The 22452-nt window shown below is 67.9% G+C and carries 21 protein-coding genes, 1 tRNA gene and 1 pseudogene; 13 read left to right on the top strand and 10 right to left on the bottom strand.

Features of this window, described 5'->3' with window-relative positions; translation table 11 throughout:
- Positions 1–32: 32 nt before the first annotated feature.
- Positions 33–815, top strand: coding sequence for a TetR/AcrR family transcriptional regulator (locus tag GVY64_RS08965; protein WP_159840130.1), 783 nt, complete (start codon positions 33–35; stop codon positions 813–815).
- Positions 816–1071: 256 nt separating this feature from the next.
- Here the strand turns inward: GVY64_RS08965 and GVY64_RS08970 are convergent.
- The 4 genes from GVY64_RS08970 to GVY64_RS08985 form a co-directional block, all read right to left on the bottom strand.
- A tRNA-Val gene (locus GVY64_RS08970) sits at positions 1072–1146 on the bottom strand.
- 17 nt (positions 1147–1163) lie between these two features.
- Positions 1164–1628, bottom strand: a complete 465-nt coding sequence (locus GVY64_RS08975) for a peroxiredoxin (RefSeq protein ID WP_067800944.1) — start codon at positions 1626–1628, stop codon at positions 1164–1166.
- A gap of 77 nt (positions 1629–1705) precedes the next feature.
- Positions 1706–2128: a DUF3052 domain-containing protein gene (locus GVY64_RS08980; protein WP_159840357.1), complete on the bottom strand. Its 423-nt coding sequence runs from the start codon at positions 2126–2128 to the stop codon at positions 1706–1708.
- A 126-nt stretch (positions 2129–2254) separates the two neighbouring features.
- Positions 2255–2812, bottom strand: coding sequence for a hypothetical protein (locus GVY64_RS08985; RefSeq protein WP_159840131.1), 558 nt, complete (start codon positions 2810–2812; stop codon positions 2255–2257).
- A 212-nt stretch (positions 2813–3024) separates the two neighbouring features.
- On the opposite strand from GVY64_RS08985, the gene aceE reads away from it, so the two are divergent.
- The 7 genes from aceE to GVY64_RS09020 all read left to right on the top strand — a co-directional run bounded on the left by aceE (position 3025) and on the right by GVY64_RS09020 (position 12315).
- Positions 3025–5940, top strand: a complete 2916-nt coding sequence (aceE, locus tag GVY64_RS08990) for a pyruvate dehydrogenase (acetyl-transferring), homodimeric type (RefSeq protein ID WP_442939552.1) — start codon at positions 3025–3027, stop codon at positions 5938–5940.
- Positions 5941–5951: 11 nt separating this feature from the next.
- Positions 5952–7286, top strand: coding sequence for a PucR family transcriptional regulator (locus GVY64_RS08995; protein ID WP_236566717.1), 1335 nt, complete (start codon positions 5952–5954; stop codon positions 7284–7286).
- 128 nt (positions 7287–7414) lie between these two features.
- On the top strand, positions 7415–8329 hold the full coding sequence (locus tag GVY64_RS09000; protein WP_159840132.1) for an ACP S-malonyltransferase: 915 nt from the start codon (positions 7415–7417) through the stop codon (positions 8327–8329).
- A 120-nt stretch (positions 8330–8449) separates the two neighbouring features.
- Positions 8450–8752: a meromycolate extension acyl carrier protein AcpM gene (gene acpM, locus GVY64_RS09005; RefSeq protein ID WP_039796877.1), complete on the top strand. Its 303-nt coding sequence runs from the start codon at positions 8450–8452 to the stop codon at positions 8750–8752.
- 10 nt (positions 8753–8762) lie between these two features.
- Positions 8763–10013 carry a KasA/KasB family beta-ketoacyl-ACP synthase gene (locus GVY64_RS09010; protein ID WP_159840133.1) on the top strand — a complete coding sequence of 417 codons (1251 nt, stop codon included), beginning with the start codon at positions 8763–8765 and terminating at the stop codon, positions 10011–10013.
- Between the two features lie 121 nt (positions 10014–10134).
- Entirely contained in the window at positions 10135–11568 is a 1434-nt protein-coding gene (locus GVY64_RS09015) for an acyl-CoA carboxylase subunit beta (RefSeq protein ID WP_159840134.1), read from the top strand.
- A gap of 183 nt (positions 11569–11751) precedes the next feature.
- A complete protein-coding gene (locus tag GVY64_RS09020) occupies positions 11752–12315 on the top strand; it encodes a winged helix-turn-helix transcriptional regulator (RefSeq protein WP_159840135.1) in 564 nt (187 codons plus the stop codon).
- Here the strand turns inward: GVY64_RS09020 and GVY64_RS09025 are convergent.
- Positions 12246–12932 carry a nitroreductase gene (locus GVY64_RS09025; RefSeq protein ID WP_159840136.1) on the bottom strand — a complete coding sequence of 229 codons (687 nt, stop codon included), beginning with the start codon at positions 12930–12932 and terminating at the stop codon, positions 12246–12248. The two genes, GVY64_RS09020 and GVY64_RS09025, sit on opposite strands and share 70 nt — an antisense overlap.
- Before the next feature lie 172 nt (positions 12933–13104).
- Here GVY64_RS09025 and GVY64_RS37715 point away from each other — a divergent pair, with 172 nt between their 5' ends.
- On the top strand, positions 13105–15063 hold the full coding sequence (locus tag GVY64_RS37715; protein WP_159840137.1) for an Eco57I restriction-modification methylase domain-containing protein: 1959 nt from the start codon (positions 13105–13107) through the stop codon (positions 15061–15063).
- Here the strand turns inward: GVY64_RS37715 and GVY64_RS37720 are convergent.
- Positions 14986–15504, bottom strand: a pseudogene (locus tag GVY64_RS37720) (TetR/AcrR family transcriptional regulator); the annotation flags it as partial. The gene GVY64_RS37715 and the pseudogene GVY64_RS37720 overlap by 78 nt on opposite strands.
- 224 nt (positions 15505–15728) lie before the next feature.
- Between GVY64_RS37720 and GVY64_RS09040 the strand changes: the two are divergent.
- Complete coding sequence (locus GVY64_RS09040; RefSeq protein ID WP_159840139.1) at positions 15729–16541, top strand: SDR family NAD(P)-dependent oxidoreductase; 813 nt, start codon at positions 15729–15731, stop codon at positions 16539–16541.
- A gap of 128 nt (positions 16542–16669) precedes the next feature.
- The gene (locus GVY64_RS09045; RefSeq protein ID WP_159840140.1) at positions 16670–17662 is read left to right on the top strand and encodes a GAF domain-containing protein; all 993 of its coding nucleotides are present in this window, start codon (positions 16670–16672) and stop codon (positions 17660–17662) included.
- 27 nt (positions 17663–17689) lie between these two features.
- Here the strand turns inward: GVY64_RS09045 and GVY64_RS09050 are convergent, their stop codons facing one another.
- From GVY64_RS09050 to GVY64_RS09060, 3 genes are all read right to left on the bottom strand, one after another.
- Positions 17690–17875, bottom strand: a complete 186-nt coding sequence (locus GVY64_RS09050) for a hypothetical protein (RefSeq protein WP_159840141.1) — start codon at positions 17873–17875, stop codon at positions 17690–17692.
- 167 nt (positions 17876–18042) lie between these two features.
- The gene (locus GVY64_RS09055; protein WP_159840142.1) at positions 18043–18558 is read right to left on the bottom strand and encodes a gamma carbonic anhydrase family protein; all 516 of its coding nucleotides are present in this window, start codon (positions 18556–18558) and stop codon (positions 18043–18045) included.
- A 64-nt stretch (positions 18559–18622) separates the two neighbouring features.
- Positions 18623–19570, bottom strand: a complete 948-nt coding sequence (locus tag GVY64_RS09060) for a GlxA family transcriptional regulator (protein WP_159840143.1) — start codon at positions 19568–19570, stop codon at positions 18623–18625.
- Positions 19571–19641: 71 nt separating this feature from the next.
- Between GVY64_RS09060 and GVY64_RS09065 the strand changes: the two genes are divergently transcribed.
- Positions 19642–19797, top strand: coding sequence for a hypothetical protein (locus GVY64_RS09065; RefSeq protein ID WP_236566718.1), 156 nt, complete (start codon positions 19642–19644; stop codon positions 19795–19797).
- Positions 19798–19814: 17 nt separating this feature from the next.
- Positions 19815–21275, top strand: coding sequence for a recombinase family protein (locus GVY64_RS09070; protein WP_159840144.1), 1461 nt, complete (start codon positions 19815–19817; stop codon positions 21273–21275).
- Between the two features lie 692 nt (positions 21276–21967).
- On the opposite strand, the gene GVY64_RS09075 is transcribed toward GVY64_RS09070, so the two are convergent.
- A complete protein-coding gene (locus GVY64_RS09075; RefSeq protein WP_159840145.1) occupies positions 21968–22297 on the bottom strand; it encodes a helix-turn-helix domain-containing protein in 330 nt (109 codons plus the stop codon).
- Positions 22298–22452 lie beyond the last annotated feature (155 nt).

Below are 22452 nucleotides of genomic sequence, written 5' to 3' on the forward strand. Positions count from 1 at the left end.
CAAGTACGATGTACGCGAGAAAGAGGAGGTCCATGTCGAGCCAGGACAACACGACGATCTGGATGCGCCCGGAGGAGTTGGAACGCTCGGGGCGTGGGCGTCGTCCTGGTTACAGCCGTGTCCAGATCACGCAGGCGGCGGTGCGGGTCGCCGACGGGGAGGGTATGGACGCGGTGACCATGCGGCGAATCGCCACGGAACTCGGCACCGGGGCGATGTCGCTGTACCGGTACGTCGCCGGTAGAGAAGACTTGATCGACCTCATGATCGATGCGGTGGTGGGCGAGATCGCCCTCCCCGCCCAGCCGAGTGGCGACTGGCGCACGGACTTGTCGCTCGTCGCCGAGCAGATACGCGCGGTGGGCCTACGTCATCCCTGGCAGATCGCTCTGGCCAACCGGCGTCCGACTCTGGGGCCGCACTCTTTGCGCGTGCAGGAGTTCGCCATGTCCGCACTCGACGGTTTCGGGCTGGACATCGACGAAATCGCCAGTTTGGTCGGGATGTTGAGCGACTACACCCACAGCGCCGTCCATCGGGAGATCGGCTGGCTGGAACAGGCGCGGCGCACCGGCATGGACATGGCCCAATGGATGAGCGGCTACGTCGGACCGTACGTCGCCCAGGTCGTCGCCTCCGGGCAGTACCCGATGTTCACCCGCTCGATCCAGCAGGCGCGCGTGCCGCATCTGCTACCGGAGGAACGATTCCGGTACGGGCTATCCCATGTACTCAACGGCATCGCCGCCGGTCTCCCCGCCGACAGCAGGCAAGGCCACCCGCCCAACGGGCCGATACCCGATTGCGCAGACTGACCGCCATGCGACCCTCTCCCTGCACCGGCGGCGGGCGCGATCAGCTTTCGCGAGGTCCACGTAGGACGTGGCCACCTGCTCCGAACCGCTGTAGCGGACAGTGGTCCGGGGCCCATCCCCAATCCGTTGTGGATGACGGTCGATGCCTCGATCCGCACGTCGTTGATCACGCGACGAAAAAATCGTGATGAACCAGGGCCAGGGGAGTGCAACCCTGATCGGTGTGGCAGGTACGGCGCGTCTACCCGATCTTCTGTGGTGGGCGCAGAGGGGATCGAACCCCCGACCGCTGGTGTGTAAAACCAGTGCTCTACCGCTGAGCTATACGCCCGTGCCGTTACCGGCGGCTTATGAATCTAGCGCGGCGAGCGCTTTCTCCCAAGCCGCCTGGTCACGGGGTTCTCCGGGGCCGTTCATCTCGGCGAAGCGGATGTAGCCCTCGCGGTCGACGACGAACGTGCCGCGATTGGGGTAGCCGGACTTCTCGTTGAAGACGCCGTAGGCCTGGGCCACCGCGCCGTGCGGCCAGAAGTCCGACAGCAGCGGGAAGGTGTAGCCCTGTTCGGCGGCCCAGATCTTGTGCGTGGGCGGCGGGCCGACCGAGATCGCGAGGATCTCCGCGTTGTCGTTCTGGAACTTGGGCAGCTCGTCGCGGACCTTGCACAGCTCGCCCTGGCAGATGCCGGTGAAGGCGAGCGGGTAGAACACGATCAGGACGTTCTTCTTCCCCCGGTAGTCCGACAGCGAGACTTCCTGGTTGTTCTGGTCCTTCAACGTGAAATCCGGCGCGACAGTGCCAACCTCGAGCGGCATAGCGAATCCTCCATCGTGTCGGGTCTCCACCGGGCGGGCGTGCGACACCACCCTGGTGGAAACCATAGCGCGGTGACTCAGCGCTGCTTCGAGGGCGCCTTGGGCTGCACGAGCCTGCTACCGGTCCACGAACCGAGGCTGATCGCCGAGGTCTGGGTCAGACCCGCGGTCGGCGCCGACTCGGCGATCTCGCTCGGCTCGACGTGGCCGGGCTGTCCGGTCTTGGGGGTGAGTACCCAGACGAAGCCATCGTCGGCGAGCGGGCCGATGGCGTCCATCAGGGCGTCGACCAGATCACCGTCCCCGTCCCGCCACCACAGCAGCACGACGTCGATCACCTCGTCGGAGTCCTCGTCGACGAGTTCACCGCCGATCGCTTCCTCGACATCGGCCCTCAGGTCGTCGTCGACGTCCTCGTCCCAGCCCAATTCCTGGACAACCAAGCCGTGTGAGATGCCAAGCTTCTGAGCGTAGTTCTGCGCGTCCGCCGCGGCGACCACGGTGGCGTCCTCCTCAACTCCCGACAGTAGATAGTTGCAAGCGAACATGGTTATGGGCTTCAGCGCAAGCCGATCCGGCGAAATAGCTACCGAATGTCGCGTTGCGATGGTGTGTCAAGGGCTTTCTCAGCGTTTCGGACACGAGTCGCGTACGGCGTTGCGCGCGTCGTTGACCCGCTTGCTGGCGTCGTTGAGCGCCGCGACCGGGGCGGTGTAGGTCATCTTGCGCGTCTCGGCGGCCAGCGAGCGGGCCGCGTTCACGTATTCGGTGAACAAGCCGGCCAGGTCCCCGGGCAGCGCCTCCTTGGCGGAGTTCACGCCGCTCTCCACCTTGTTCGCGGCGTCATCGAGGGTCTGCGCCGCCGAGTCGCGCTTGGCGACGTAGTCCGGGGCGTTCGAGTCGTGCGCGTCGACGAATTCGTTGTACTTGCTTACGCCTGCTCCGGTGATGGTGGGGAACTGACCGCAATTGTCGGAGATCGCCTTGGCCTGGGCCGCGGCGCGCCGGGAAGAGGTCGCGGCCGCCGACGAGGACGCCGCCTCGGTCTTGTACGCCGCCAGATCGCTCGCGTTCGGACCCGCCACGCCGTCCACCCGGTTGGCGCACCCCGCGACGACCAGTCCGACAGCGACGGCGCCGGTGGCGCACACCATTCCGAACCCGCGTGGGTTCAGCAGCTTCATCGTCCTCCCGCTCCTCAGGGCTGCCACGCTCAATGCTCACCTTGCCTGTCGAACGGTACTGGATTTCCGGCTGACATGATGATTTGGGACGCGCCATCGGCAAGGATGGATGGTGCGCCCGAACCTTTCGTAAACGGGCGGTCCGCCAACCAGCGAACCCGCCCGGGGATACCGACGCCATCAGCATGTCCACCCCTGTACGAGGAGCAGATTTGACCGACCTGATCCACTCTTCCGCACCGGCGAAATCCGCCGGTACCAGCTCCGCTCCCGCGCCCGCCGCGAGCCGCGATCCGAACGGGTCGCAGGCGCCGCAGCCGGCCGGACGGGTGCGGGTGATCCGCGAAGGGGTGGCGTCCTACCTACCGGACATCGACCCGGAGGAAACCAGCGAATGGCTCGAGTCGTTCGATGAGATGCTCGACCGGGAGGGTCCCGGCCGTGCGCGTTACCTCATGCTCCGTCTGCTGGAGCGGGCCGGTGAACGTCGGGTCGCCATCCCGTCTTTGACCTCCACCGACTACGTCAACACCATCCCCACCGAGAACGAGCCGTGGTTCCCCGGCGACGAGGAGGTGGAGCGGCGCTTCCGCGCCTGGATTCGCTGGAACGCCGCGATCATGGTGCATCGCGCCCAGCGCCCCGGCATCGGCGTCGGCGGCCACATCTCGACCTACGCGTCGTCGGCGGCGCTCTACGAGGTCGGCTTCAACCACTTCTTCCGCGGCAAGGACCACCCGGGCGGCGGCGACTCGATCTTCATCCAGGGCCACGCCTCGCCGGGCATCTACGCCCGCGCGTTCCTGGAAGGCAGGCTGTCGACCGATCAGCTCGACGGGTTCCGCCAGGAGTACAGCAACGGCGGCCCCGGCCACGGGCTGCCGTCCTACCCGCATCCTCGGCTGCTGAACAACTTCTGGGAGTTCCCCACGGTGTCCATGGGCCTGGGCCCGATGAACGCCATCTACCAGGCGCGGTTCAACCACTACCTGCACGACCGGGGAATCAAGGACACCTCCGACCAGCACGTGTGGGCGTTCCTCGGCGACGGCGAGATGGACGAACCGGAGTCGCGCGGTCTCGCGCACGTCGCGGCGATGGAGGGTCTGGACAACCTGACCTTCGTCGTCAACTGCAACCTGCAGCGCCTGGACGGTCCGGTGCGCGGCAACGGCAAGATCATCCAGGAACTGGAGTCGTTCTTCCGCGGCGCGGGCTGGAACGTCATCAAGGTGATCTGGGGCCGGGAGTGGGACGCGCTGCTGGGCGCCGACCGCGACGGCGCGCTGGTGAACCTGATGAACAGCACTCCCGACGGTGACTACCAGACCTACAAGGCCAACGACGGCGCGTACGTCCGCGACCACTTCTTCGGCCGCGATCCGCGGACCAAAGCGCTGGTGCAGGATCTGTCCGATCAGGAGATCTGGAACCTCAAGCGCGGCGGTCACGACTACCGCAAGGTGTACGCCGCCTACGCGGCCGCGATGGCGCACAAGGGCCAGCCCACGGTGATCCTGGCCAAGACCATCAAGGGCTACACCCTCGGCAAGCACTTCGAGGGCCGCAACGCGACGCATCAGATGAAGAAGCTGACCCTGCAGGACCTCAAGGACTTCCGCGACCTGCAGCGCATCCCGATCAGCGACGCCGAGCTGGAGAAGGATCCGTACCTGCCGCCGTACTACCACCCCGGCATGGAGGCTCGCGAGGTCCAGTACATGCTGGACCGGCGCAAGGCGCTCGGCGGGTTCCTGCCCGAGCGGCGCGCCGCGGCCAAGCCGCTGAAGCTGCCCGGCGACGAGGCCTACCGCTCGGTGCGCAAGGGATCGGGCAAGCAGAACGTCGCCACCACGATGGCCCTGGTGCGGCTGATGAAGGAGCTGCTGCGGGACAAGGAGATCGGCAAGCGGATCGTCCCGATCATCCCCGACGAGGCCAGGACCTTCGGCATGGACTCGTGGTTCCCTTCGTTGAAGATCTACAACCGCAACGGACAGTTGTACACATCCGTCGACGCGGAATTGATGCTTGCCTACAAAGAGAGCGCGGTCGGGCAGATCCTGCACGAGGGCATCAACGAGGCGGGGTCGACGGCCTCGTTCACCGCGGCGGGCACCTCCTACGCCACGCACGGCGAGCCGATGATCCCGCTGTACATCTTCTACTCGATGTTCGGCTTCCAGCGCACCGGCGACGGATTGTGGGCAGCCGCCGATCAGTTGGCCCGCGGCTTCGTGCTCGGGGCGACCGCGGGCCGCACCACGCTGACCGGTGAGGGTCTCCAGCACAACGACGGGCATTCACTGCTGCTCGCCTCGACCAACCCGGCCGTGGTGACCTACGACCCGGCATTCGCGTTCGAGATCGCCCACATCGTGCGCGACGGCTTGCGGCGGATGTACGGCGGCGGCGCCGCGCCGCGGGGCTCCGCGCCGCTGCCCGGCACCCATCCGCACGGCAGCGCGGGTGAGTTCGGCGGCGAGGACGTCTTCTACTACATCACCCTCTACAACGAGCCGTACCCGCAGCCGGCCGAGCCGGAGGACCTCGACGTCGCCGGTCTGCTCAAGGGCATCTACTTGTACAAGCGCGGGGGCGAGGGCGCGGTGCGCGCCCAGATCCTGGTCTCCGGCGTCACCGTGCCGGACGGCTTGCGCGCGCAGGCGCTGCTGGCGCAGGAGTGGGGCGTGCAGGCGGACGTGTGGTCGGTGACCTCGTGGGGCGAGCTTCGCAAGGAGGCGCTCGACAAGGAGATCGCCGCCCTGCGCGCTCCGGGCGCCGATCCGGGCCTTCCGTACGTCACCGAGGCGCTGTCGCGGGCCGAGGGCCCGTACGTGGCCGCGACCGACTGGATGCGCGCGGTACCGGATCAGGTGCGCAAGTGGGTACCCGGCGATTTCACCACGCTCGGTACGGACGGTTTCGGCTTCTCCGACACCCGCCCGGCCGCGCGACGGGTATTCAACGTCGACGCGCAGTCCATCGTGGTCGCCGCGCTGGCCGGTCTCGGCCGGACGGGCAAGATCGACCCCGCGAAGGCCGTGGAAGCGGCGGCGAAGTACCGGATCGCCGACGTGGACGCCGCGCCGAAGGCAGCGGTGAGTTCGGACGAAGACCTCGCGTAGCGGAATATTGGATGGTGGACCGTAAACCGCCGCGGCCGCGACGGATCTCCGAGGGCTCTTCCGAGCACGAGGTGTATCTGCCGACGGGCGCGCTCTCCCCGAACCGGCAGACTCGCGACCCCCTCCCGGACACGCTGCTCAAACGCGTGAAGCAGTTCTCCGGCCGCCTCTCCACCGAGGCGGTGGGGTCGATGCAGGATCGGTTGCCGTTCTTCGCCGATCTGGACGCCGCGCAGCGGGCCGGCGTGCAGATGCTGGTGCAGACCGCGGTGGTGAACTTCCTGGAATGGCTGCAGGACCCGGACAGCGACATCCGGTTCAGCCTGGACGCCTTCCAGGTGATCCCGCAGGATCTGGCGCGGCGGTTGACGCTGCGCCAGACGGTGGACATGGTCCGCGTCGCCATGGAGTTCTTCGAGCAGTGGCTGCCCGCGCTGGCGCGTAACGACCGGCAGCTGGTCGCTTTGACCGAGGCGGTGTTGCGATACGGGCGCGAGCTCGGCTTCGCCGCCGCCTCGGTGTACGCCAGCGCCGCCGAGTCGCGCGGCGCGTGGGACACCCGGCTGGAAGCGCTCGTCGTCGACGCCGTGGTGCGCGGCGACACCGGGCCGGACATGCTCTCCCGGGCCGCGACGCTGAACTGGGACGCCACCGCGCCGGCGACGGTGCTGGTGGGCACCCCGCCCGGCGAGCAGGGCGTGTCGTCGGTGGGCGCGGTGCATTCCATCGCGGCGCGGCACGGGCGGGCCGCTCTCGCGGTCGTCCAGGGCACCAGGCTGGTGATGGTGGTCTCGGGGCACCTGGGGGAGACCGCTCAGATCTCCCCGTTCCTGGCCGACCTGCTCGCCGAGGTGTTCTCCGACGGGCCGGTGGTGATCGGGCCGACCACCCGCACGCTGGGCGCGGCCCACGCGAGTGCGGTGGAGGCGCTGGCCGGAATGGAAGCCGTGGTGGGCTGGCGCGGGGCGCCGCGACCGGTGCACGCGGCGGAATTGCTCCCGGAACGCGCGTTGTTGGGTGATCGAGCTGCGATCGACGCGCTGAACGAGTACCTTGTCCTACCGTTGGCCGCAGCGGGGTCGTCGCTGGCGGACACGCTCGATGCCTACCTGGATTGCGGCGGTGCGGTCGAGACGTGTGCGCGTCAGCTGTACGTCCATCCAAATACGGTTCGGTATCGGCTCAAGCGAATCGCCGAGATCACCGGCCGGGATCCGATGAATCCGCGCGACGCGTACGTGCTCCGGATCGCCGCCACAGTGGGTCGTTTGACACGAACCCGTAACGAATCGTCAACTTCCGCCCCAGAGGTCACTTCGGTGGCCTTCGGCACCGAGGGCCTGTAACGCATTCGTGGAATCGGTCGATTCGGACAGCCCACGTGGTCTTTTGTGGAACCCCCACAAAAGCGCTTCCGAAGCTTCATCCGCGTCGACATCTCGTGCGGCCCGCCTCACAGTGTTTTCTTAGAGGCGTGATCGCGTTGTTCGCCCCTGGACAGGGCTCTCAGACACCCGGCATGCTCGCGCCTTGGCTCGACCTTCCCGGCGCGAACGAGCGCCTGACGCTGTGGTCCAAGGCCTCCGGCCTGGACCTGGTCCGTCTCGGCACCACCGCGACGGCCGAGGAGATCACCGACACCGCTGTCACCCAGCCCTTGGTGGTCGCCGCGGCGCTGCTCGCGTTCGCGGAGATCTCGCCCGACGAGCTTCCCGCCGCTACCATCGTGGCCGGGCACTCGGTCGGTGAACTCGCCGCCGCCGCGGTCGCCGGAGTCATCTCCGCCGACGACGCGGTCCGGCTGGCCGCCATCCGCGGAGCGGAGATGGCCAAGGCGTGTGCACTGGAGCCGACCGGAATGTCCGCGGTGCTCGGCGGCGACGAGGCTGCCGTGCTCGAACGGCTCACCGAACTCGACCTCGTGCCGGCCAACCGCAACGCGGTGGGCCAGATCGTGGCCGCGGGTCGGTTGGACGCTCTCGCCGAGCTCGCCGCGAACCCCCCCGAGAAGGCCAGGGTTCGGGCGCTGCCCGTCGCGGGCGCGTTCCACACGGCGTTCATGGCCCCGGCGCAGGATGCTGTGACCGAGGCCATAACGAAGATCACGCCGAACGAGCCGACCAGGACCTTGCTCTCGAATTTCGACGGCAAGCCGGTCGCGTCCGGACAGGACGCGATCGATAAGCTCGCCGCGCAGGTCACCCGGCCCGTGCGCTGGGACCTGTGCACCGAGACCGTCCGGCAAGCCGGCGTCTCGGCAGTGGCGGAACTGCCGCCGGCGGGCACCCTCGTCGGCATCGCCAAGCGGGAGCTGAAGGGCACGCCCACGCTGGCCCTGAAGACCCCGCAAGACCTCCCCGCGTTGGCTGAGCTGACCGTATCCGGCTAGCTTTCCTCCGCGACCATGCATTCGGATGCGAGGTCGTGACCGAGAGGCGGTAACTATTACCGCGCTCGATCCGAAAAAAACCAGTAGAGCCCTACAAAGTATCAAGAAGGGAGCCACGAAGTGGCCGCTCTGACCCAGGAACAAATCGTCGAGGAACTCGGCAAGATCATCGAAGAGGTGACCGGCATCGAGCCCTCCGAGGTGACGATCGAGAAGTCCTTCGTCGATGACCTGGACATCGACTCGCTGTCCATGGTCGAGATCGCGGTTCAGACCGAGGACAAGTACGGCGTCAAGATCCCCGACGAGGATCTGGCCAGCCTGAAGACGGTCGGCGACGCCGTCAACTACATCCAGAAGCTCGAAGCCGAGAACGCTGAGGCGGCGGCCGAGCTCAAGGCCAAGTTCGACAACGCCGAGTAGGGCCGAAACTGTGACCACTCCTTCCACCTTGAACGGGAACTTCCCCAACGTCGTCGTAACCAGCCTTGCGGCGACCACGTCGATCGCGGGTGACGTCGATGCGACGTGGAAGGGACTCCTCAACGGCGAGAGCGGCATCGACGTTCTCGAGGATTCCTTCGTCGAGGAATACGACCTTCCGGTCCGCATCGGCGGTCACCTGAAGGTCCGGCCCGACACTCTGCTGTCTCGTGTCGAATGCAGGCGCATGGCCTACGTCGAGCAGCTCGCGACCGTGCTCGGTCGCGAGGTCTGGCGGAACGCGGGCAGCCCGGAAGTCGACCCGGAGCGGCTGGGTGTGGCCATCGGCACCGGATTGGGCGGCGGCGACGCCCTCATCGATTCGGTGGACAAGCTGAAGAACGGCGGCTATCGCAAGATCTCGCCGTTGGCTGTGCAGATGGTCATGCCGAACGGCCCGTCGGCCGTTGTCGGCCTCGAACTGAAGGCCAGGGCAGGAGTGGTCACTCCGGTCTCGGCGTGCTCGTCGGGCTCCGAGGCCATCGCCAATGCCTGGCGCATGATCGTCATGGGTGACGCCGACATCGTCGTCACCGGTGGCGTCGAAGGCTTCATCGACGCGGTGCCGATCGCGGCGTTCACCATGATGCGCGCCATGAGCACTCGCAACGACGATCCGAAGGGCGCGTCGCGTCCCTTCGACAAGGATCGCGACGGCTTCGTCTTCGGCGAGGCGGGCGCTCTGATGGTCATCGAGACCGAGGAGCACGCGAAGGCTCGTGGTGCGACCATCCACGCGCGCCTGCTCGGCGCCGGCATCACCTCCGACGGCTTCCACCTCGTCGCCCCCGATCCCACGGGTGACGGCGCGGCGCGGGCGATGACCAGGGCGATGCAGTCCGCGGGTCTGACCAAGAAGGACATCACGCACATCAACGCGCACGCGACCGCGACGCCGATCGGCGACACCGCCGAGGCGAACGCGATCACCAAAGCCGTGGGCACCCACGCCTCGGTGTACGCGCCCAAGTCGGCACTCGGTCACTCGATCGGCGCCGTCGGCGCCCTGGAGTCCGTGCTGACCGTGCTCAGCATCCGTGACGGCATCGTGCCGCCGACGCTGAACCTGGAGAACCAGGACCCGGAGATCGACCTCGACGTGGTGAAGGGCGAAGCCCGCCGCCAGGAGATCGAGTACGCGATCAACAACTCCTTCGGATTCGGTGGGCACAACGTGGCGCTCGCCTTCGGTCGGGCGTAGCCGCGCGATCGACTGCACAACGATCCCGGCGGGGCCGGCCATCTGTAGTGGCTCGGCCCCGCCGTGTTTCGACATACGCAGCCGCGGCAGCGGCGCATCATTGAGGTGAGGAGACCTCGCGATGACAATCATCGCTCCCGCGTTGCACCAGGAGACGGCGACCGACCCGCGCGATCCGCTCGGTCGACTCCAGCGCTTCTTCGATCCGGGCACCATTCTTCCGCTCCACCCGCGTGACAAGTCCGGCGTGCTCGCCGCCATCGGCGAGGTGGACGGCGTCCGCACCGTGGCCTACTGCTCGGACGCGACCGTCATGGGCGGCGCGATGGGCGTGGAGGGCTGCAAGCACATCGTCGACGCCATCGACACCGCCATCGACTCCGGGGTCCCCGTGGTCGGCCTGTGGCACTCCGGCGGCGCTCGCCTGGCCGAGGGCGTCGAGGCGTTGCACGCGGTCGGCCAGGTCTTCGAGGCCATGGTCCGCGCGTCCGGCCTGGTCCCGCAGATCTCCGTGGTGCTCGGCTTCGCCGCCGGTGGCGCCGCCTACGGTCCGGCGCTGACCGACATCGTCATCATGGCTCCCGAAGGCCGCGTCTTCGTGACCGGTCCGGACGTGGTGCGCAGCGTGACCGGCGAGCAGGTGGACATGGCCACTCTGGGCGGCCCCGAGACACACGGCAAGAAGTCCGGCGTCACCCACATCGTCGCCGACGACGAAGCCGACGCGCTGCACCGCGCGCGCAGGCTGGTGTCGATGTTCGCCGAGCAGGGCGAGTTCGACCTCGTCGCGGCCGAGCACGGCGACGTGGACCTGAAGGCGCTGCTGCCGGAATCGGCCAAGCGCGCCTACGACGTGAAGCCGATCATCCACGAGCTGCTCGACAACGTCGACGGTGAGTCGTCGTTCGAGGAGTTGCAGGGGCTGTACGCCCGCAGCATCGTCACCGGTCTCGGCCGTCTCGGCGGCCGCACCGTCGGCGTGCTGGCGAACAACCCGATCCGCCTCGGCGGCTGCTTGAACTCCGAGAGCGCGGAGAAGGCCGCGCGTTTCGTGCGGCTGTGCGACGCGTTCGGCATTCCGCTGATCGTGGTCACCGACGTGCCGGGTTACCTGCCCGGCGTCGGCCAGGAATGGGAAGGCGTCGTGCGGCGCGGCGCGAAACTGCTGCACGCGTTCGCCGAGGCGCGCGTTCCGCGGGTCACGCTGGTCACCCGCAAGATCTACGGTGGCGCCTACATCGCGATGAACGCCCGCTCGCTCGGTGCGACGGCGGTCTACGCGTGGCCCGGTTCCGAGGTGGCCGTCATGGGCGCCAAGGCCGCGGTCGGCATCCTGCACAAGAAGGCCCTCGCGGCCGCGCCGGAGGAGGAGCGCGAGGCGCTGCACGAGCGCCTCACCGCCGAGCACGAGCGCATCGCGGGCGGTGTGGAGCGTGCCATCGCGATCGGTGTCGTCGACCAGGTCATCGACCCGGCGAAGACCCGCAGCATCATCGCCGCGGCGCTCGCCGCGGCTCCGGCTCGCGCCAGCCACCACAAGAACATTCCGCTCTGATCAACGCATCGAAGCGGGCCCCGGCAGTGCCGGGGCCCGCTTCGCGTTGTCGGACTCCGCGCGATGGCGCGTGCCGGCGGTGCGCGCCGACTCGGTGGTTCGGTGCGATGTACTCGTCCGGGCGGGCGGCGGTCGTGAGGTTTCACGGGGCGGGGGCGGCTCGGTGGTCGGTAGCATCGGAAGGTGCGCTACGAAGAACTGGCCGATGTGCCGTGCTCGATCACGCGCCCACTCGTGATCTTCGGTGACCGCTGGACGTTGCTGGTCCTCAAGTCGTGCTTCTCCGGCATCCGGCGGTTCAACGCTTTCCAGAGCGCATTGGGCATCTCGCGCAGCAGGTTGCAGGATCGATTGGACCGGTTGATCGACAACGGCATCCTCGTCAAACAGAAGGCTGCCGTGGGTGCGCACGAGGAGTACCGCCTCACCCCGAAGGGCCACGACATCTATCCGATCCTGCTGGCCATCCGCGATTGGGGCGACACCTACATGGCGCCCGAAGGGCCGCCGGTGCGCTACGGCCACCGCGATTGCGCGGGCGAGGCGCATGTCCGGCTCGAATGCGACTCGTGCGGAACGGAACTCACCGCGCGCGAGGTCATCCCGGAGCCGGGGCCGGGCTTGCTGGCCGGCGTCGGCTCCGAGCCGACCGCGGAGAGCACGGCCGCCCGGCGGTATCAGTCGGCGAACCAGGTGGCCACATCGTCGGCATCGGCTCGGGCGGTGCGGAATCCGTTGACCGGGTGATCGACGTCCGGGTATCCGAATGAGATCCCGGCGACGACCTTGCGATGCTCCGGGATGCCGAAATATTCCCGGATGAAAGGGGAGTAGGAGGCCAGTGCGGCCTGCGGCGCCGCGCCGAGACCGAGGCTCTGCGCGCCCAGAAGGAAACTGCCGATGTAGAGCCCGCAGTCCACCGCCCCGTAGATGCCCAGATCCGCTTCGCTGGTCACGATCGCCACATGCGGCGCGTCGAAGAGTTCGAAATTCCGCACGGCCTGCCGCATGGTCTTCTCGTGGTCGCCTTTGACGATGCCGACGCTGTCGTACAGTTGCTTCCCGCACTCGCGCCTGCGCTCCCGGTACACGCCGGTGTAGTGCGCGGGGAAGTCGAAATCCGGTGCGGGGACCGCGGTCGCGATGTGTTCGATGAGGTTCTTGCGGAAACGATCTGTTCCGGCGCCTTCCGTCACCACGACCTGCCAGGGCTGGGTGTTGCACCACGACGGCGTCCGCTGAGCCAGCCGCAGCAACGCGCGGATCATGTCGCGCTCGACCGGCTCGGAGCGGAACTGCCTGCAGGTCCACCGCTCGTCGAGCACGCGCGTCAGCGCCGCGAAGTCGTCGGTCGTCACGGTCATCCCCCGCCTCCTTTGGGAGTCTTATTTCGAGACCGAACGCTAGCATCGAAGCCCTCGGCGCGAAAGGCGAGCAGCGGGTGGTGCCGGGCGAGTCGATCGCGACGCGCGCGATCGCGCGTTCCAGTTGCCGCGTTGCGGCGATCGGCGCGGCCGCAGCAGGCAGAATCCCGATATGGCGTCCGAAGCCCCCGCCGCGCGGGACCGCAAGCGGCACGGCAGGCATTACACACCGCCCGTGCTGGCCCGGTTCCTGGCGCAACGGCTGCTGCGCCAGGTCGAGCCGTCGGACGCCGGCGTTCTGCGCGTGCTCGATCCGGCCTGCGGCGACGGCGAGTTGCTGTTTGCCGTGCATCGCGAGGCCGCCACCCGGTTTCCCGGTGTCCGCTTGGTGCTGATCGGCTACGACCTGGACGCCCGCGCGCTGGCGGTCGCGCGCGAGCGTGCCCGTGCGGCGGGGATCGCCGCGCACTGGCGCAGAGCCGATTTCCTCGCCGTCGAGGCGCGACTGCAGGACGGCTCGTTCGACGCCGTGATCACCAACCCGCCGTATGTGCGCACCCAGCAGCTGGGCGGATCGACCGCGCAGCTGCTGAGCAAGCGGTTCGATCTGCGCGGGCGGATCGACCTGACCCACCCGTTCGTCGCGACGCTGCCCCGCCTGCTGACCGCGGGAGGTGTGCTCGGCCTGTTGTGCGCCAACCGATTCCTCACCACGAAGGCCGGTGCGAACATCCGGCGGTTGCTGCTGACCGACCTGTCTCCCGTCGAGCTGTACGACCTGGGTGACACCAAGCTGTTCACCGCCGCCGTCCTCCCCGCGATCACCATCGCGCGCCGCTGCGCGCACGACGACGGCTGCCGATACGTCTCCGTCTACGAGGTCGGCGACGCGGAACCCGGTGCCGCAACGTTGTTCGAGGCGCTGGTCGGCCAGGACGGCTCGATCGTCGCGTACAACGGCCGGACGTTCGTGGTCGAGGTCGGCACGCTCGTGACGGAATGCAGGCCCGTCGCCGCCTCGGGCGGCGGTAGGGACCGCGGCGACAGTGCGTTCGGCGCGGCGACGCGCGACGGGCCGCCGGAGCTCACCACCGAGCGAGCGACTCGCCGCGGCGGGACGCGTGAGCCGGAGGCCGCGTGGCGGATGTCGCACGACGCGATCGACGCGTGGCTGGCGCGGATAGCGACGGCGACCTGGCGCAGTTTCGGCGACCTCGCGCGCATCCGGGTCGGCATCAAGACGACCGCCGACCGGGTGTTCATCTCCGACCGCTGGGCGCAGACCGACCCGTGCCCGGAGCCCGAACTGCTGCTCGATCTGATCACGCACCACGACCTTGCGCCGTGGCGGGCTACGCGCGCCCGCGACGTGCGTGTGCTCTACCCCTATGACCTGGCCAGTTCGCGGCGCACGCCGATCGATCTGGACGATTACCCCGGCGCCGCCGCGTATCTGCGGTCGCATCAGGAGACGCTGGCCGGGCGCCGCTATGTCGCCGAGAGCGGTCGCGCCTGGTACGAGATCTGGGTTCCGCAGCGTCCGCATCTGTGGCGTGAGCCGAAACTGGTCTTCCCCGATATCAGCGACCGCCCGCGCTTCGCGCTGGACAGTTCGGGCGCGGTGGTCAACGGCGACTGCTATTGGATCTCGCTGCCCGATCTGGCCGGTGCGCCCGCGGAGGCGACGCGCCTGGCATATCTGCTGATGGGTGTGGCCAATTCCGCGCTGGGGTTGCGGTTCTACGACGTGGTCTGCGGCAACCGGTTGTACTCGGGCCGACGGCGTTGGATCACCCAGTACGTATCGCGGCTGCCGGTGCCGGACCCGGCGGCCGCCCGGTCGGCGGACGTGATCGACCTGGTGCGGGAGTTCGCCGAGGGCCGGACGCCGGATGCGGCGGCGCGCGCCGAACTGAACGAGCGGGTGGCCGCCGCCTTCGGCGTCGGTTTACGCGCTGACCCGGACGCCGACCATCGGCAACAGGGTGCGGCGGGCGAACTCCCGCGCGGCGTCGCGATCGCTGACCGGGATCAGGCCGTCGGGCGTCAGGGCCAGCGACAGCGCCAGCCGGGCCATGATCTCGGCGACCAGATCGGCGTCGAAGTCGTGCGTGCCACCGGCATTCCGTAACTCGCGCAGCTTTTCGGCCAGATAGTCGCGGCCGACGGCGAGGATCGGCCCCGCCTCGGTGGTCAGCCGGGGCAGGATCAGGTCGGGCTCGGTGCGCAGGAGCCTGCGCAGCAGCTCGTTGCCCGCGATGGCGCCGATGAACGCCACGAAGATCTCGACCAGCTGATCGTCGTTGCCGGAGACGGTGTGCACCTGCTTCTCGATCGAGGCGACGAAGCGCTGCGCCTCCCGGACGCTGACCGCCTCGACCAGATCGTTCTTCGATTCGTAGCGCCGGTACAGCGTGGCCGGGCTGATGCCGGCGCGGCGGGCGATCTCGCCCATGCTGGTCCGCTTGATGCCGAAATCCAGGAAGGCCGAGAGCGCGCTTTCCAGGAGCTTTTCGCCGTCGGCGACCGGCTTCTCGAGGATGCGCTGCAGCATGGGCGAGATGGTTGGCATCGGATCTCCAGTGGGTTCGGCGCGGTGGCCGGGCCGTGGCCGGTGGGCGCGGCCTCGCGACGGGTGCGGACGGGAACGTCCATTATTTCATTGGGTGGGCGCAGCGTGACCTGGCATTGCCCGACCTCGCGATCCGGTCGAGCAGGTCGCGCGTCCAGATCCGACTGGCTAGCCTGTGGATGACGTCCGGCCGCTCCTCGGCCGGTGCGGAAAGGGGTTGAGCGGTGGGGTATTTCGCGGATCGCGTAGTGGCGGTCACCGGCGCGGGCGCGGGTATCGGCCGGGAATTGGCGGTGGCATTGGCCGGTGCGGGGGCGTGGTTGGCACTGTCGGACAAATCGGCGGAGGCCGTCGCCGAGACCGCGCGGTTGTGCGCCGCCGTGGGCCGGGAGCCCGACGTGAGCACGGTGGACGTCACCGACCGCGCGGCCGTGTTCGCGTACGCGGAGCGCACCGTCGCGCGGTACGGGCGGGTCGAGGCGCTGTTCAACAACGCGGGAATCCTGCACGTCGGCGGCGTGCTGGAGTCGCCGTTCAGCGATTTCGAAGAGGTCATGGCCGTCGACTTCTGGGGCGTGGTCAACGCGACCAAGGCGTTCCTGCCGCATCTGCTGTCCGCCGATCGCGCGCACGTGGTGAACATGTCCTCGGCCTTCGGGCTGGTGGCCGTGGCGCGGCACGCGCCGTACAACGCGGCGAAGTTCGCCGTGCGGGGCTTCACCGATTCACTGCGCCAGGACATGCGGGCGGCGGGCGGCTCGGTGCGGGTCACCGGGGTCTATCCCGGCGGTGTGCTCACCGGGATCGCCCGGTCGGCCAGCCTCGCGCCGGGGGTCGACGCGGGGCAGGTGGTGCGCCGATTCGAAGGGCACGTGGCGCGGACCAGCCCGGCCGCCGCGGCGCGGACCATTCTGCGCGGCGCCGCGCGCGGCGAGGCGAAGGTTCTGGTCGGACTGGACGCCGTCGTTGTGGACCTGGTCACACGGATCGCCGGGTCCTGCCACGAGAAGGTGCTGGACATGGTATTCCGTTCCTGAGACCGCACGCAGGGTTCCGCGGTCAGGGACGGAATTATCGAAATGACAACTGGTAGAACATATCTCACGTTATGGGGGTTGGTCGACGCTCCGCGCCGCGCCGGTGACGGCGCGCGGGGGCTTTCGCGGTGACGAAATGGATCCTGCTCGAGTGTTTTTCGGGTGCTCCGGGGCGAGTGATCGCGGTGGGGTCGGCGCCGAAATCGTTCGTACCGCTGACCAACATCGTGCGCAATCCGGCGTCGCTGGCCGACGCCGAGACCGCGATGCGGCAGGCGTGCGCCACCGGCGTGCCGGTCGCGTGGGTCTCGGGCGACGGGCGGCGCACGGTGCGGGCCGAGCCGCTGCTGATCGCGCCGCGCAAGACGCATGCCGTGCGACTGTGGGTGGGTCCGCGGCAGGAGGTGGTCGCGGCGGCCGACCCGATGGGCGCCTGGCACTTCGATCTGACGACCAATCGTTCGGTGCGCAGCATCGACCTGCTGGACCTGTACGGCGTCGCGCCGCAGGATCGGGCCGCCGAGCTGGCCATCGCGGGCGCGTTCACCCGGCTGGTCACCAACCGCGACGAGAGCGAGGCGCTGGCCAAGATCGTCAACTCCGCGCCGGGCACCGAGCATCAGGCGGTCTGGACCATCCGGCGTGACGACGGCGCTCTGCGGGCCGGGCATTTCGCCTGCCGGATCGTGACCGAGCTCGATGACGCGGGCGAACGTCACGTGCTGCTGCGCGGCGTGACGCAGGACATCGGCGCGGCCACCGCCGTCTCCGCCGCCCCGCCGCCGACGATTCTGGAGTACGCGGTGCTGGAAGCCGCCACCGAACCAGGTGAGTACCGCGCGATCGTCAACCTGCGCACGTTGCGGCTGATCCGGTGGATCGGGCCGCCGATGCCGGAGATCGCCTGGGAGGACCTGCCAGGGCAGCCGAGGCCGCAGATCCATCCGGACGACCTGGCGACCGCGAAGACCATGTCACGGGACCTGGCCCGGCATCGCACGGAAGGGGCGGTGCGCCTGCGGCGACTGGACGGTGGTTGGCAACCGGTACGGATACGTGCCGCGTTGATGGCGCTGGATCAGCACACCACGGCCGGACTCGCCACGGTCACCGCGGCGTAACCGACCGCGGTGACCGTAGCGTCGAAGTCATTGGCGCGGCAGATCCAGCTCGGCCATTTCCTTCTCGATCGCATTCGCGGCGAAATTCACACCGCGGGAACGCAACTCATGAACCCGGCGTTGGAGTGCCTCCACTCCACCGGGCTGGGCCGCGATGTCGGCGACGCTGATCCGGCCCTTGGGCCCGTGCACACCCGACTGCACGTACGACACCGTGATACCTCCTGCCTGCACGCTCACCCACCCACCGACCCGGGTGGGTTCCCCACTGCGCTACAAGTCGCACGACAACCGTGTCGACAGGAGAGCCCGGGTCGCCGGGCACGCTGGCTGAATGCTATCAGCGAACCGTACTGGACCCTCGAGCGATGTGTCGTGTTTCACACCTCATTCGCCGTGCGATGTTGAGCCGTATTTGCTAGGTAGACAGACGCATTCAGGCGAATGCGATCTTGCTCCTCGGCGCGCAGCTCCCGGCGCACCTTGCCCGGCACGCCCGCCACGAGTGAGCCGGGCGGAATCTGCGCGCCTTCCGGGATCAGCGCGTTGGCCGCGATCAGGCTGCCCGGCCCGACGACGGCTCCGTTGAGGATGGTGGCGCCCATGCCGACCAGCACGTCGTCGCCGATCGTGCACCCGTGCAGGATCGCGTTGTGTCCCACCGAGACCCCCGTGCCGACGGTGAGCGGGAAACCCGGATCGGCGTGCAGTACGCATCCGTCCTGGATATTGCTGCGCGCGCCGACCTCGATCGTCTCCAGGTCGCCGCGCAGCACGGCGCTGTACCAGACGCTGACCTCGGCGCCGAGCCGCACCCGGCCGATCACGGTGGCGTTCGGCGCGATCCACGCGCTGTCCTCGATCTCCGGCGCATGTTCGCCCAGCTGAATCCGCATGGTCACGAACTTAGCCGCCCCCGCTGTCCGGTCCGCCCACGGCCCGCGCCCGCGGGATCTCCGGTCAGTTCTGCCCTTGGAAGCTGGCGCGGTGTGCGGCCGGGCTGGTGCCGAGGATGCGGTGGAAGTGGTGGCGCAGGCTCATCGCCGTGCCGAAGCCGGTGTCGACCGCGATGCGTTCCACCGTGTCGGTGGTGGATTCCAGCAGCAGCCGCGCCCGATCGGTGCGCTGGAGCAGCAGCCACTGCTGGGGGCTGGTGCCGGTGCGATCGCGGAACCGGCGGGTGAAGGTGCGCCGCGACATCAGCGCGACGCGGGCCCAGCCGTCCAGGTCGACCGAATCGCCGAGATGCGTCCGTGCCCAGACCATCGCCCGCTCGATCGGATCGTCGTCGGCGGCCTCGGGCACCGCGACGGGAATGTACTGCGCCTGTGAGCCGCTGCGGTGTGGAGCGGTGACCAACGCCCTGGCCAGTTCGGTGGCCGCTTTGCTGCCGAGATCCCGGCGGACCAAGTGCAGGCAGCAGTCCAGCGCCGCGGCCACGCCTGCCGAGGTCACGACGTCGCCCAGATCCGACCACAGCGTGTCGGCGCGGACCCGGACCGCGGGGAACGCGCGGGCCAGTTCGGCGGCGGAGGCCCAGTGTGTGGTGACTTCCCGGCCGTCGGCCAGCCCGCTCGCGGCCACCGCCCACGACCCGAGGCACAGGCCGACGATCCGGGCGCCGCCCGCGTGGGCGGTTCGCAGGGCGCCGCGCAGGTCGGCGGGCAACGGTTCGCCGGAACGCCAGCTCGGAATCACGACGGTGTCGGCGCGGGTCAGCGTCTCCAGGCCGTGCTGGACGTGGATGTCGAAACCCGCTGGTGTGCTCAGGCTTCCGGGCTGTCGGGCGCACACGTCCACGCGATAGGGCGCGGGCCCCTCGACGCCGACCCGGCCGAAGACGAGGCTGGGGACGGAAAGATGAAACGGGCTGATCCCGTCGAACGCCAACACGGCCACGGTGTGCATGGCCCGATCTTAACGGTAAGCGGCTCGCGGGCCACTGTTGTCACCGCTGCCTGCGGGACAAGATCAACGACATGAGCGACACGATCGAACGCACCGGCCTGGAAATCCTGCACATCGGCGGACCGACCCTGCGGTTCCGCTACGCGGGCCGCACCTGGCTGACCGACCCCACCTTCGACGAGCCGGGCGACTACCCGGGGCCCGTCACGCTAGATATGTGTCAATAGCGGGGTATATTTCCTGCGTGACCGAACGTGTACGTGCGGCGAAGAGGGCTCGCCTCGAGACCGCTGCTCAGCTGCGCGCTGTCATCTACGCGCGAGTGTCGAAGCCTGGCGAGAAGTCGGTCAAGGACCAGGAGAAGGTGGGGCGTCGCGACCTTGCCAGCATAGGCGTGGTAGTCGTGGCCGTGTTCAGCGACAAGCTTTCCGCCAGCCGCTACCGCAGGGTTCAGGAGCGGCCTGGCTTCATTGAGACGAAGGACTTCATCAGCGCTGGCAAGGCGGAGATGCTGTGGACGTTCGCGAACAACCGTGCCGCAAGGGACCTCGACGACTACGTTCCACTGAGGCGCCTGTGCATCGAGACAGGAACGCTGTGGCGGTACGGCAACCGCACCTACGACCTGTCCAAGGCGGCCGACCGGCGAGCGGCGAACGCTGACGCGCTGCGCGCCGAGGAGCAGTCCGACGACATCAGCGAAAACGTCAACCGCGGCGTGCAGGAGGCGCTCGAGGAAGGCAAGCCACACGGCAAGCTGCCTGCGGGATATCGGATCATCCGCGACGAAGAGACGGGTAAGGCGATCAACCGTGAGCCGATCCCGGCACAGGCGGAGATCATTCGGCTCGCCGCTCAGCGTGTGCTCGATCACGAGTCGCTGAGGTCTGTCAGCGCTGATCTCGCGCCGCGATGGGCAGCAGCCAAGGGAAAGGGGACATTCGACGCCCGATCCCTACGGCGGTTGCTGATCAACCCCACGTATGCGGGGATGCGCACCTACTACGGCAAGATATCGGGCCCCGGAACCTGGGAGCCCATCATCACGCCGGACCAGCACAAGCGGCTGCGTAGCGCACTGATGCACCCGCAGCGCGTTACGTCACGGAGTACGGAACCTGTTCATCTGCTGAGCTTCATCGCTCGATGCGGTGTCTGCCAGACGCACATGCAGGCTAAGACGCCCTCGCCGGGCGGGCCGAAGACCAAGCCGTATTACTGCTGCCCGCAGTGGCATTTGAGCCGTGCGATCGAGCGTGTCGACGGGCATGTGGAGGAGCTGTTGATGCAGCTGTTCGAACGGCCGGACACGCTGGCGTTGTTCGCTGCGTCCGCCACGAAGGACGAGATTTCGGTCGAAGACGAGCTGGCGACGATCGTCCAGCTGCGCGCCGACATCGAGGCGTACGTCAAAGACGCGGCGCGGACCCGGATGTCGGCTACGGCGGTCTCTACGTACGTCGAGGAGTTGGAGCGACAGATCCGCGAAGCGCAAGGTCGTATCGACGCAGTGGCCGCAGCGGCAGACCCCCTGGTCGCCGAGAGTGTCGGGCCGAACGCGCGCAGTGTCTGGGCGCGGCGGGATCTTCGCGAGAAGCGTGATGTCATAAGGCGATCGATCGCAGTCAGGATTAACCGTGTCGGCAGTCGGGGCGTGCACAGTGAGATTGGGGTAGAGGTGCGCCCGCTGTTCGCTGCCCCATGAGATGCATGGCGTTACTCACGACACGGTAACAATTCGGATTTTCCGGATTATTTGCTGCTGCAGCACAATCAGTAAACTGCGCATGACATCTGTATGAATCCCTTTTGGCTGAATAGCGTCATATCGTGGCCATTGCTAGCGCTAGGTGTAGCCATCTCCATGCGATGGTGGGGAAAACCCCCATGTGTGCTGGAAGTTAACTCATGATCTCTCTTGTTATCGCATGAAAATGCTTGAGGGATTGACCTTGAAACCTATAGGCGTCACGACCAGCGCTCACTATGATCTGATGCACAGTTGACAAGTGAACGATCAGGGCGGGGCCTGGTAGCTGAGGGGTGACGACGTGAACGCGGATGAGGCAGGCTCGTTATCGGGGGGAACCCTATGACCAGCATGGAACCTGAGCTAGGTTCGGCCCCGGAGGATCTCGCTCGGCTGATCGGTATCGAGATTTCCCCGCCGTGCGGAACAGTTGCCGTTCAAGGCGACTGGGCGATCGTCGGCTCGGTCGTCGTGCACGTGCACGGGAGGCCGGTGGAAGCTGTGCCAAGGGAAGGTGTCCACGATGACGAGAAGCAATTTCTCTTGATGATGGCGACGCGGGTCTGCTGCAGGGGACGGGCCGCGCTGTCTGGCTGGAGGTACAACTCCGAAGTCGGCTGGGCGACTGATGTGAGAGTCCACCGCAACTACGAGGACCGGTTCCGCCGCCGGAGTTCTTCCATGTGCTCGTCCGAGGGCGGCACTGTGTTGGCGATGGCCGGATTTACCGAGCCGTCCTGCAGGTAGATCGCGTCACGCTGCTTCTGCGCCTCGGCGGTGCGCCGAGCTGATGCCATGAACGCTTCCGGGGTCATCCCGAACGCATGAGCGAGCCTGTCGAGCTGCTCCATGTCAATCGCGACGAGCCCTCGCTCCATCCTGCTCAGAGTCGGCCGAGGGATGCCGGCCAGATCAGCGAGCTTCTTTTGGTCGAGCTTCTTCGCCGCGCGCTGTACGCGCACTTCGGTAGCGACCATCAGAGTTAGTTCTCCGACGCCGCGAGGGTTCGTAGCCACCCGTTGAGAGTAGGACAGGGTGTGCCAAATGGAAAAGAGGCGACTTCCAGCGGCGGTAAGGGTGTCCTAGCAGCAACACAACGCAACATTGCGCGCAGCACCCTTGCGAATGTGCC

The organism is Nocardia sp. CY41 (genome assembly GCF_009829325.1).
Taxonomy (GTDB): domain Bacteria; phylum Actinomycetota; class Actinomycetes; order Mycobacteriales; family Mycobacteriaceae; genus Nocardia.

What these genes read in the sequence shown, in the direction of transcription:
- GVY64_RS08965 (WP_159840130.1), top strand. Translation starts at nt 33, where the DNA reads ATGTCGAGCCAGGACAACACGACGATCTGGATGCGCCCGGAGGAGTTG.
- GVY64_RS08975 (WP_067800944.1), bottom strand. Translation starts at nt 1,628, where the DNA reads ATGCCGCTCGAGGTTGGCACTGTCGCGCCGGATTTCACGTTGAAGGAC.
- GVY64_RS08985 (WP_159840131.1), bottom strand. Translation starts at nt 2,812, where the DNA reads ATGAAGCTGCTGAACCCACGCGGGTTCGGAATGGTGTGCGCCACCGGC.
- GVY64_RS08995 (WP_236566717.1), top strand. Translation starts at nt 5,952, where the DNA reads ATGGTGGACCGTAAACCGCCGCGGCCGCGACGGATCTCCGAGGGCTCT.
- GVY64_RS09015 (WP_159840134.1), top strand. Translation starts at nt 10,135, where the DNA reads ATGACAATCATCGCTCCCGCGTTGCACCAGGAGACGGCGACCGACCCG.
- GVY64_RS09025 (WP_159840136.1), bottom strand. Translation starts at nt 12,932, where the DNA reads ATGACCGTGACGACCGACGACTTCGCGGCGCTGACGCGCGTGCTCGAC.
- GVY64_RS37715 (WP_159840137.1), top strand. Translation starts at nt 13,105, where the DNA reads ATGGCGTCCGAAGCCCCCGCCGCGCGGGACCGCAAGCGGCACGGCAGG.
- GVY64_RS09055 (WP_159840142.1), bottom strand. Translation starts at nt 18,558, where the DNA reads ATGCGGATTCAGCTGGGCGAACATGCGCCGGAGATCGAGGACAGCGCG.
- GVY64_RS09060 (WP_159840143.1), bottom strand. Translation starts at nt 19,570, where the DNA reads ATGCACACCGTGGCCGTGTTGGCGTTCGACGGGATCAGCCCGTTTCAT.
- GVY64_RS09065 (WP_236566718.1), top strand. Translation starts at nt 19,642, where the DNA reads ATGAGCGACACGATCGAACGCACCGGCCTGGAAATCCTGCACATCGGC.
- GVY64_RS09075 (WP_159840145.1), bottom strand. Translation starts at nt 22,297, where the DNA reads ATGGTCGCTACCGAAGTGCGCGTACAGCGCGCGGCGAAGAAGCTCGAC.